This is a genomic window from Streptomyces hainanensis (assembly GCF_004348415.1).
GTDB classification, from domain to species: domain Bacteria; phylum Actinomycetota; class Actinomycetes; order Streptomycetales; family Streptomycetaceae; genus Streptomyces; species Streptomyces hainanensis.
The window spans coordinates 1-10,367 of sequence record NZ_SMKI01000280.1 but is presented as its reverse complement, the minus strand read 5'-3'; the positions used below and the strand labels follow the sequence as shown (position 1 = coordinate 10,367).

The following is a 10,367-nucleotide window of genomic DNA, read 5'->3' as shown; positions in this document are numbered from 1 at the left end:
GAGCGCGCCGAGCAGGACATGGACGCGGTGTGGCGGGCGGTCGCCGCCGCCGTGCGCGAGGCCGTCGCCCGGGCGCCGGGGCCGGTCCGGCTGTTGGCGCTGACGGCGCAGGGCGACGGCGCCTGGCGTACCAGGCGTTTCCCAGCGGCGACCTGATCGTGCGGGACCAGGGCTGGCTGGAGGAGGCGCTTCCCGAATGGGACATCGAGTGGACGCGGTTCGACTCCGGCGCCACCATCAACACCGCGTTCGTGGCCGAGTCCGTCGACCTGGCGGCGATAGGTTCCAGCCCCGTCGCGCGCGGCCTCTCGGCCCCGCTGAACATCCCGTACCAGGTCGCCTGGGTGCTCGACGTCGCCGGCGAGAACGAGGCGCTGGTGGCGCGGGAGGGGGCGGGCATCGAATCCATGGCGGACCTCGAAGGGCGCACGGTGGGCGTCCCGTTCGCCTCCACGGCCCACTACAGCCTGCTCGCCGCGCTGGACCAGGCCGGCGTCGAGGCGGCGGCGGTCGAGATCGTGGACCTGGAGCCGCAGGACATCGTGGCGGCCTGGACCCGGGGCGACCTCGACGCCAGCTACGTCTGGCTGCCCACGCTCGACGAACTCAGGGCCACCGGGCAGGTCCTCGCCACCAGCGAGGAGATCGCGGCCGCCGGCAAGCCGACGCTCGACCTCGGCGTCGCGTCCACCGAACTCGTCGAGGAGCACCCCGAGGTCATCGCCGCCTGGCGAGACGTCCAGGCCCGCGCGCTCAACCTCATCCACGACGACCCGGACGCGGCCGCCGAGGCCGTCGGCCGGCAACTCGGCATCGACGCCGACGTCGCGGCCGCCCAACTCGAACAGGGCGTGTTCCTCCGGCCGGACGACCAGTCGAACCCCCAGTGGCTTGGTACCCCCGACCGGATCGGGGAGGTGGCGGCGAACCTCCACGACGCCGCCGAGTTCCTCGCCGCGCAGAACCAGATCGAGGGCGCGCCCGACCTCACGGTCTTCCAGGACGCCGTCCACGCCGAGGGGTTGAGCGATGTCGACGGCTCCTGAGGCACGGACCACCGAGGCCGCGGGCTCGGTGGCGGCGGCGGTCTCGGTCCGCGACGTGGACCACGTGTACGGGCGCGGGACGTCGGCCGTGCGAGCCCTCGGGCCGCTCTCGCTCGACGTGCCGGCGGGGGAGTTCCTGGTGCTGGTCGGCCCCTCGGGCTGCGGCAAGACCACCCTGCTGCGGCTGATCGCCGGCTTCGAGACCCCGACGTCCGGCACGGTCACCGTGCGCGGCGAAACCCCCCGGCCCGGGCGGCAGTCCGGCGTCGTCTTCCAGCAACCCCGGCTCTTCCCCTGGCGCACCGTCGGCGACAACATCGGCCTCGCGCTGCGCTACGCGGGCGTGCCGCGCGCCGAACGACCGTCCCGCGTCGCCCGACTCCTCGACCGGGTCGGCCTGACGGGCACCGCGGACCGCCGCGTCTGGGAGATCTCCGGGGGACAGCAGCAACGGGTCGCCATCGCACGGGCATTGGCCGGCGACCGGGAACTCCTGCTGCTCGACGAGCCGTTCGCGGCCCTCGACGCGCTGACCAGGGAACGACTCCAGGAGGACCTGCGGCGGATGGGCCACGAGACCGGCTCCACGTCGGTCTTCGTGACACACAGCGTCGACGAGGCGGTCTTCCTCGCGACACGCGTCGTCGTGCTGAGCCGCCGGCCGGGCGTGATCACCCTCGACCTGCCCGTCGACCTGCCGCGCACCGGCCTCGACCCCGACGAGCTACGCGGCCTGCCGGAGTACGCGGCGCTGCGCGCCGAGACGGGCGCCGCGGTCCGCGCCGCCGCCTGAGCCGAGCCCCCCACCACGCACGGAGGAAGCGAAGATGACCGTCACCGACACCACGACCGACACCGTGCCCGCCGCCCTCGCCCTGACGGCCCTCGGCCCGCGCTTCGGCGCCCGGATCGACGCCCTCGACCTGTCGGCCGCCACCGACGCGCAACTCGCGGCGGTCCGCGCGGCGCTCGTCGCACACAAGGTGCTGTTCTTCCCGGAACAGCGCCTCGACCCCGACAGCCAGGTGGCGCTCGGCCGCCGCCTCGGCGAACTCACCGCCTCGCACCCGGTGGTGCCGGGGATCGACGAGGACCACCCCGAGATCTACGCCCTCGACGCGGCCGACAACGGCTTCGCCGACGTCTGGCACACCGACGTCACCTTCGTCCGCCGGCCACCCCTCGGCTCCATCCTCCGCGCCGTCCAGGTACCACCGGCGGGCGGCGACACCAGCTGGGCCGACGGCCAACTCGCCTACGAGTCGCTGTCCCCGCCGGTACGGGACCTGGCCGACCGACTCACCGCCGTGCACGACGGCAGCCGGGAGTTCGGCTACTACCTCGCCCAGCGCCGCGGCGGCGAGGGCAACGAATGGGACGGCGAACGCTACCGGGGCCTCGACCCCGTCGAACACCCCGTCGTGCGCGTCCACCCCGAGACCGGACGCCGGAGCCTCTTCGTCAACCCCGGCTTCACCTCCCACCTCGTCGGCCTCTCCGACGCCGAGAGCCGCGGCGTCCTCGACCTGCTCTACGCCCACCTCACCAAGCCGGAACACATCATCCGCCACAGCTGGCGCGCCGGCGACGTGGCGATGTGGGACAACCGCGCCACCCTGCACTACGCCAACCGCGACTACGGCGACTTCCGCCGCGTCATGCACCGCGTCACCCTCCGCGGCGACATCCCCTCCGGCCCGGCGACACCCCCCACGCCGTGAGCCGAGCCGCGCGGCCGAACACCGACAAGACGAAGACCCCCGGCCGTGGATGGCGGCGGGGGCCTTCGATCAGCCCGGTGAGAGCTGGCGGAGGATACGAGATTCGAACTCGTGAGGGTGTGAACCCAACACGCTTTCCAATTGTTCGTACGAGGGACCGGACGGGCTCGTCGCCGTCCTGGCCAGCGACCTAGTCTCTCTCGATCAGACCTCCGGACGCCGCTGAACGAGGGCGAACGCAACTGGAACTGCAACTGCGACTGCAACTGGCGGGACGCCCGTGAATTGACGCCTGACCTGGGGCGCTGTGAGCCAAAAGCCTTTTGCGAAAGGCTGCGAGCCGGGCATTTTCTGCTGCATGGGGGCGGTCCTACGGGCTGAACCGGTGTGGATAGAGATGTTCACGGGCTGCGGCAGCCTCGGTTTCGCCGTCTGGTAGAGGTGGTGCGCCAGCGGGAGGACTGTGGGCCGTAGCTGGGTCGGCCGCTGATGTCTGCCGTTATCGGAGAGGGCGTTGCTGGTGGTGTACTACCGCACCTGCAATGTTCTTCAGGGGACCTGCTCGTTCCCTGGGGCCCCGGGCAGCGAGTACACGAACTCTTTGCCTCCGCCCTCGGGGCCAGCTGCGCGGTTGCGCTTGAGCGCTCCTGCCTCGACCAGGCGCTTGAGGCGGTTGTTGGCGTTGGGCAGAGATACTTGGAGGGCTTCCGCGAGAGCGGTCGTTCGGAATCTGCCCAGCTGACGCGCTTGCTCGTAGGTATCGGCTAGCATCGCCGCGTCTCCGAGAAGGACGCCATCATCACCGTCCACAGCGATCTGCTTGCGTCGTTCCAGACACACGGTGACCGCGTCTCGCGTTTCCTCGCTCAGCCCGACCAGTTGGACTCCCTGGACGTCACTGTCGCCTGCAGCCAATGACAGGTAGAACTTACCGAGGAACTCGTCGGTGAAGCTGTTCGTCATCGCGTCCACGCCAGCGAAGTCGATGGTCAGGAGGGCAACGGGCGCGGCTCCGTGGACTTGGGCTTCCAACGCGTTGCGCACGGTGACGCCGCTGGTGCGAGTGAACAGGAAGCTTCCATGATCTTGAACGGCGAACCCGAGCGAGGCCCCGTTCTTCCTCGGTTTCATTGAACGCATTGAAGCACAGGCGGCCTACGGTGTGAACGACACTCTCAGCCATGCCCAGGTGCCTTCCACCCATGTGGGGGACGACTCTGGCCGAGGCGCGGAGGCGCTGCTCGGTTGTCGACCAGCGTGGAGAAGCCCGTCGCCACTCCGCAGCACGAGCCGTGCGGGCCCTCGGGCGCCAGCGTGAGCCAGCAGGTCAGGCAGTCCGTTGCCTCTTTGCTCAGCCGTCCCGCTGACGCCAGGTTCGAGTGCTCGTTGTAGAGCGTCAGTGCTGGTGGCGACCTTCTTGTGCTCTGGGTTCTGTCGAAGATGTCTGAGCACGCCGATACCGGTGTCGCAGATGGCCACCTCAAGCCTCCGATAGCGGGTCGTTCTGCCGGTGTAGGTCTGCGCGGCGATGAAGGCTCCTGAGGGGCCCAACCCGTGGCTGACGGCGTTGTCGATCAGTTCGCCGATACTTCTCGAGACTCGGGCACCATTGCCAGTGCCGAGGCTCGCCTTGGCCAATCGCCCGATTCGCTCCCCTAGGGCTCCGGCGGTCTCAGGGGTCAACGGACTCGTCTCCAGCAGCGCGGACGCGCGATCCCGCCTGTCGTCGAACGGCAGATGTCCGACGACCCGTGCCTCCGCAGGCAGACGAGTAATCAAGTCCATGCGCTGTACGTACGAAGCCACCCGGGCGTCGGCAGGTAACACCAGTTCGATCGCACCGCCCGCGGCGCTCCGCTTGTGCGTGAGTGCGGCTATCGCCGCGAGGTCCAGAGGACTGGCGAAGCGCAGCCGACTGGCATCGACGACGAGGTCAGAGCCGACATCGGCAACCACGTGTAGGTCATTACGAAGCAAGGGCTGACGTCCGACGAGTTCCAGCAGCACAACACGACACGATGCCAGGCGCTCGACCGTGCCGTGGGGGGCTTCTCGGTCGTGTGCATCGAAGCCGACATGTCTGATACGCTTTCATTGAAGTCAATGAAAGCGAGAGAATCGTGCAGCACGTCAGCTACTTCGACGCCTTCCTCAAGGACGTCGTCAACCTCAGCCAGGGCAAGTTGGACCGGTTGGACCGGGGGGTTGCAGCGATCTATGAGGCACTGAGGGGGGATGCGGAACTCGGTTGCCACATCCTCGGCAAGAGCCCCCAGGGGTCATGGGCCCAGCGGACCATCATCAACCCGGTTGGCGGCAAGGAGTTCGACGCCGACTTCATGCTCGAGATGAGGGAGAACCCAGCCTGGGCCCAAAGCCCCAAGCTCTACATTGAGAACGTCTATGCCGCGATCCACCGCCATGGCACCTACAAGAAGATGCCGCACACGCGTAAGTGCCGTTGCGTCCAGCTCAGCTACGCGGATCAGATGCACGTGGACATCGTTCCCTATGTGCGACTCGCCAGCGGTCGCGAGGTCATCGTGAACCGGGACGAGGACCGGTGGGAGGACACCAATCCGGTCGGCTTCACGGCCTGGATGCGGGCGAAGGACGAGATCGCCGACAGCAATCTCCGCAAGGTCATCAGGCTGATGAAGTACCTACGCGACCACAAGGGCTCCTTCACTGGCACCCGGTCGATCATCCTGACCACCCTGCTCGGCGAGCGGGTCTCCGAGGTGCCCAAGCTCGCCGACCCCGGCTACTACGGCAACGTCCCCTCCGCCTTGCTGCACATCGTCAGCGACCTCGACCACTGGCTCCAGCAGCGCCCCTACAAGCCCTCCATCCCCGACCCGTCCGGTTCCGGGGTCACCTTCGACCATCGATGGGACCAAACCACTTACGCCTATTTCCGGGCCCGTATCAATGCCCATGCGGCACAGATCAAGCTTGCCTACGAGGAGACTGACCCGGCGAGGAGCGTTCGGCTGTGGCAAGAAGTGCTCGGCGACCGCTTCCAGGCACCGGTCGCATCTGGCCGTTCCAAGTTCTTCGCGCCGGCTCCTGCTCCGACGACAGTGACGAGGACCGGGCGAGCAGGGTGACCAAACGGAAATCGACTCGGACGAACCTGTCCCCGTGGCAGACCAGTTTTCTGAACGATCTCCGGACGCTGGCTGCCCAGCAGCCGCACGACCTGCGCATCACAGACCAGCCGACGACAACCTCAGAAGGTCGCGTCTCTATCAGGTTGCGGTTGTTCATCGCGGGACTGCCGATGGAGGAAGCGGGACTTCCGCTGAAAGACGAGGAAGACTTCCTCGTGATCGTATCGGGTGACCCGCTGGAGGCTCCCATAGTGGAAGTTGAGCACGATCGTTTTGTAGGACATCCGCACGTACTGCAAGGTCGGAGGTTGTGCCTATACCTTGACCAGTCGCGTGAGTGGGATCCGGTGGGCGGCATCACCGCTTTCCTTAATAGATTCTGGCAGTGGCTGACGGATGCCTCGGAGGGTCGCTTCAATGCCTCCACTGCGATCTATCACGCTGTTGGTGGAGTTCTCCACCGGACATCGGGCACGCCGACGATCGTCGTTCGTCAATCCGGTGTTGGCCGGCATATCCAACTCGGATGGCTGAAGCCCAGGTCATCTCATCGGTTAGATCTAATCTCTGGGGGGCGTGGTGAGGATCGAATGCGCGCTCCGGTCCTCACAGCCGGGGCCTATATGCCCTATGGGGCGGGCGCCACCCTTGCTGAACTTCTCGCCCTCCTCACCGCGCAGCCAACGGGCGGGGAGATGCCTAGCTCTTCGAGCCTTGCCGAGCCGTCCACTGCTTTCCTCACCGCTCTTGCGGCCAGTGCCGCCAAGAGTCCACACGACAGTCCACAGTACTTCGTCCTAGCCGTGCCCCATCCGGCCGGAGGCCCTGACTATCTTCTGGGAGGCCGCTTGACCCCGCCGACCGCCAACCTCCTTCGCCATAAGGTGAAGCAGCACGGTGTGGGCTCCACCATTTTCGGCGCGGGCGACTTGGCGACACCTATCGAGTGGTGCATGGTGTCTGACGAACGCCCCGCAGTGACGACTCGGCGGGATAACGGCCGGCCCGTCAGCACATTCTGTGGAAAGAATGTTCACATCTGGGGATGCGGCGGCATCGGATCTTGGGCAGCTGAATTCATAGCCCGAGCTGGCGCAACTCGGATTACTCTGTGTGACCCAGGAAACATCACCGGTGGCCTCCTCATCCGGCAGAACTATACTGAGACCGACATCGGCAGCACCAAAGCTGATGCACTAGCTCGCCGCTTGAACGCCATCAGCGACGGCCTCAAGGTGGAAGTCATGCCCTGGCTTTCACTCGATGAAGCCGCTCGTGCCGTCAAGGTGGCTGATGTCGTCATCGACGCCACGGTGAATCTTGCAGTAGGCCGCCTTCTTGACACTCTTGCCGACAATCCCGACCGCAGAGCCGTCCTCGCTCAGTTCGCGACGGATGCACGGACCGGCAGCCTCGGCATCGTGACTGTGTCAGTCCTCGGCAACAGGGTTGGCCCGTCGACCATCGACCGTCAGATTGGCCCTGTGGTCCTGGGGGATCCCCGGATGGAGCTCTATCACTCCTTGTGGCAGGAGCCGCTGGAGGACGATGAACTGGTACCCACGCGTGGTTGCTCGGTACCCACCTTTCACGGTTCGGCGGCCGATATGGCTGCAGTGGCTGGCAGCTTGGTGACCTTCCTGGGTACTCACCTCAGGGCGGCCCAGGTCTCCGGTACCCACCTCTGCGCGGTACCCCATGCGCATGGCGGCCCCGCCCACCGATTCCTGCCGCACTCCTGAAAGAGGGCTGCCGGGAAGCTGCAACTATCGTCTCGCCAGCACTCAGAGTGATGTCCATCGTGCGCCAGTACCTGCCGTCCAACCGCTCGTAGATCGCAAGCTCAGGATGCACCTGGTGATGATGCAGACGCCCGAGGGATATGGCCGCGGACAACGGCAGAGCAGGGAGTACGTGGAGCCGGCGGATGGTCTTGGGCGCTGCGTCGATGTCTGCGAGGAAGGAGCGGACACAGGCGATAAAGTTCTTCAAAGAGCCCTGATGGGCGATGATATCGGGAGCGCTCGTCACCTCTATGGGGCTGATCTGGTAACGGCGTAGACCCCGTAGGTCAACCGGTATCTCTTCCGGATTGACAGTCCCTGAGATGTTCAGTACGACCACTTCCTCCCGGCCGTGCGGAGCCGCGTGATCGAGGCGGGTAATGAATTCCACTACTGGAGCCGTCTCCTGCCAGCGCCAGGATTCGTCGTGTCGCTGACGCTGATGGATTTCCGTAGGCACAGTGTCATCGAGGCGAGACCCGAGATAGACCAGCAGCGGTAACCTGGCGAAGCCGAAGATGCTGAGGTGCCTGACGGCATTGGTGACGATGCCGTGCTTCAACTGGCGTTCGATCACATCGTCGATCAATGCCGTGGCGTTCCGAAAGTAGGAACGGCTCCGCTCTTTAGGGCCGCACAGCATGTCCGTCGGCCCGGCGGACTCACCAAGTACGTGCCGCAAGTCAATCTCAATGCCATGCCGGGAATACGACTCTAAGAACAGTGGGTACCGCTTCGCCGCAACCACGGCGGTCATCGCCGTCTCCCTCGATAACTCGACCTCCCGTCCATGGACTTGACCGACCATGCGCAGCACGGTGGTCGCACGGTCTTCGCCCAAACCTGTGAGATGCCGGATGCGGTCCTCATGTGACCTCTTGAGTTCCCTGAGCATACTGACGGTGAATACGTCCAAGGCGCCGGGCGCATCGAACTCGTTATGGTCATCTGAACAGACTAGCATCAGGTTATCGGCCGACTCCCGATGATCCAAGACGCTTTCTCCTCGCGGGGAGTGCGCACTGTCATGTCTGCCGACGATGTGGGCGAGCTCGCCCAGCCATAAGGTCCTAGCCGTCATTCCCCCGTCAAGGAGGTTGCGGTTGCAGATGGCACATCTACCGCCACAGCGTACCCACACTTCCAGGCGCACTTTGGGCGGGATCTTCCCACCGTTCTGTCCGCTCCCTGTCCCGCCCATGCTGTCCATCCCTGTCTCCGCACCGGGTTCCAGGATGAAGCTACGCCCCCGGTAGCACCTGTGCCGTGTCCGACAAGTACGCGGCGCACATAACCAGCCAGAGTCGTCTGGCACGCCGCACGAGGTAGTCTCGTTTGCTCAGGTAGGGGCATGTTGGATGACAACAGTTGCGACCAGACTTGCCACCATGCAACGGCAGGACCTGGGCTGCTGGCTGCGGGGGCTTCGTATCAGTCCCATGAGTGCTGATGCCTATGACGCCACGCTCGTGCTACTGACCGTCGAAGAGGCCACTCGCCGTCTTCGTATCGGCCGGACTACGTGATACCAACTCATCCGAAACGGAGAGTTGGAGTCCATCCCGATCGGCAGTCTCCGGCGCATCCCGCCGACGCCCCTGCCGCACACGTCGCTTGTCGCCGCGCTCAGCAGCGCGGCGCCTGACTCCTGTTCAGCCGGAGCGCTGCCCGACCGTGGCAGCGCTCAGCGTTTTCGTACCCCTGGAGGAGGGGGTCCGCCCATGGCGGAGGAGAAGAAGCGCACGCGTCGCGCCAACGGCGAATCTGCCATCTACTTGGGCCAGGACGGTCGTTGGCACGGCCGTGTGCCGATGGGTTACAAGGACGACGGGACGCCGTACCGTCGCCATCTCACGCGCCCGACGTGCAAGGAACTGGTTGAGGAAGTCCGGCGGCTGGAGAAGCAGTGCGACGAAGGTTCGGCGTGTCAGCTCGACAAGCCGTGGACCGTTGAGAAGTGGCTGTTGCATTGGGTTGAGAACATCGCCAAGCACGGTCGTCAGCGAGAACACGTACGACGGGTATGAGGTCGCGGTTCGCGCGTGCACCTCGTGTCCGGGGTCGGCAAGCACCGCATCGACCGCTTGAGCCTGAGCACCTCGAAAGCCTGTATCGCCGGATGCAGAACGGCGGGAGCAAGGCGGGCACGGCTCACCAGGCTCACCGCACTGCCCGAACCGCTCTCGGAGAGGCGGTTCGGCGCGGCCATGCAGCCAAGAACGCCGCCGCGCTGGCGAAGCCGCCGCGGGTGGAAGAGGACGAGGCGGAGATCGAGCCCTACTCCGTGGAAGAGGTGCAGCGTCTGCCGCTGGAGGTCAACCCGCGGCGGAACAGTGCCCGTTGGGTTCCGGCGCTGGCGCTCGGACTACGGCAGGGCGAGACGTTGGGGCTGCGCTGGGCTGACGTTGATCTGGATAACGAGCACCTGAAGCTGCGTCGGAACCGTCTGCGGCCCAGGTACGAGCACGGATGCACGGATGCCTAGGCCGTTTCTTTCGGATCATCTGATCGTTGGTCTGGGTGTGGCGTTAACCGATGCGCAGTGGGCGCGGATCGAGCCGTTGCTGCCGGACCGTGGGCCGAGGAGGGGTGGGCGATGGCGTGATCACCGGGAGGTGATCGACGCGATCGCGTTCAAGTACCGCACCGGCTGTCCGTGGATGGACCTGCCGGAGAAGTTCGGCTCGTGGAAGGGCGTGCACA

Annotated in this window: 9 protein-coding genes and 2 pseudogenes; 8 read left to right on the top strand and 3 right to left on the bottom strand. The window is 65.9% G+C overall.

The features are described from left to right. Window positions 1-29 precede the first annotated feature (29 nt). Genes E1283_RS23525 through E1283_RS23515 form a run of 3 tightly spaced genes read left to right on the top strand, consistent with a single transcriptional unit; the run spans window position 30 to window position 2,767 of the window. On the top strand, window positions 30-1,046 hold the full coding sequence (locus E1283_RS23525; RefSeq protein ID WP_132820123.1) for a taurine ABC transporter substrate-binding protein: 1,017 nt from the start codon (window positions 30-32) through the stop codon (window positions 1,044-1,046). After that, window positions 1,030-1,839 (top strand): ABC transporter ATP-binding protein, encoded by an 810-nt coding sequence (locus E1283_RS23520; protein ID WP_132820122.1) that lies wholly within the window; start codon window positions 1,030-1,032, stop codon window positions 1,837-1,839. The genes E1283_RS23525 and E1283_RS23520 overlap by 17 nt, the downstream gene beginning before the upstream one ends. Window positions 1,840-1,873: 34 nt before the next feature. Further along, a complete protein-coding gene (locus tag E1283_RS23515; protein ID WP_132820121.1) occupies window positions 1,874-2,767 on the top strand; it encodes a TauD/TfdA dioxygenase family protein in 894 nt (297 codons plus the stop codon). Between the two features lie 549 nt (window positions 2,768-3,316). Here E1283_RS23515 and E1283_RS23510 read toward each other — a convergent pair. Together E1283_RS23510 and E1283_RS23505 are read right to left on the bottom strand one after the other, a co-directional pair. Next, window positions 3,317-3,898, bottom strand: coding sequence for a DUF4325 domain-containing protein (locus tag E1283_RS23510; protein WP_132820120.1), 582 nt, complete (start codon window positions 3,896-3,898; stop codon window positions 3,317-3,319). 24 nt (window positions 3,899-3,922) lie between these two features. Beyond that, window positions 3,923-4,774 (bottom strand): hypothetical protein, encoded by an 852-nt coding sequence (locus E1283_RS23505; RefSeq protein ID WP_132820119.1) that lies wholly within the window; start codon window positions 4,772-4,774, stop codon window positions 3,923-3,925. Between the two features lie 113 nt (window positions 4,775-4,887). Between E1283_RS23505 and E1283_RS23500 the strand changes: the two genes are divergently transcribed. Together E1283_RS23500 and E1283_RS23495 are read left to right on the top strand one after the other, a co-directional pair. Further along, the gene (locus tag E1283_RS23500; RefSeq protein WP_132820118.1) at window positions 4,888-5,877 is read left to right on the top strand and encodes an SMODS domain-containing nucleotidyltransferase; all 990 of its coding nucleotides are present in this window, start codon (window positions 4,888-4,890) and stop codon (window positions 5,875-5,877) included. Then, window positions 5,874-7,622: a ThiF family adenylyltransferase gene (locus E1283_RS23495; protein ID WP_132820117.1), complete on the top strand. Its 1,749-nt coding sequence runs from the start codon at window positions 5,874-5,876 to the stop codon at window positions 7,620-7,622. Before E1283_RS23500 ends, E1283_RS23495 begins: the two co-directional genes overlap by 4 nt. Here the strand turns inward: E1283_RS23495 and E1283_RS23490 are convergent. Further along, on the bottom strand, window positions 7,534-8,658 hold the full coding sequence (locus E1283_RS23490; RefSeq protein ID WP_243745047.1) for an SAVED domain-containing protein: 1,125 nt from the start codon (window positions 8,656-8,658) through the stop codon (window positions 7,534-7,536). The two genes, E1283_RS23495 and E1283_RS23490, sit on opposite strands and share 89 nt — an antisense overlap. A 445-nt stretch (window positions 8,659-9,103) precedes the next feature. Here E1283_RS23490 and E1283_RS38930 point away from each other — a divergent pair. The 3 genes and pseudogenes from E1283_RS38930 to E1283_RS23475 all read left to right on the top strand — a co-directional run. Continuing rightward, a pseudogene (locus E1283_RS38930) lies at window positions 9,104-9,309 on the top strand (excisionase family DNA-binding protein). Between the two features lie 76 nt (window positions 9,310-9,385). After that, window positions 9,386-10,146, top strand: a pseudogene (locus E1283_RS23480) (tyrosine-type recombinase/integrase); the annotation flags it as partial. After that, window positions 10,142-10,367 (top strand): transposase (locus tag E1283_RS23475; RefSeq protein WP_132820116.1); only part of this gene is annotated, 226 nt, incomplete at its 3' end. The pseudogene E1283_RS23480 and the gene E1283_RS23475, both read left to right, overlap by 5 nt.

Bases quoted from the DNA above. Each gene is read 5' to 3' on its own strand.
- E1283_RS23515 (WP_132820121.1), top strand. From the start codon at position 1,874: ATGACCGTCACCGACACCACGACCGACACCGTGCCCGCCGCCCTCGCC.
- E1283_RS23520 (WP_132820122.1), top strand. From the start codon at position 1,030: ATGTCGACGGCTCCTGAGGCACGGACCACCGAGGCCGCGGGCTCGGTG.
- E1283_RS23510 (WP_132820120.1), bottom strand. From the start codon at position 3,898: ATGAAACCGAGGAAGAACGGGGCCTCGCTCGGGTTCGCCGTTCAAGAT.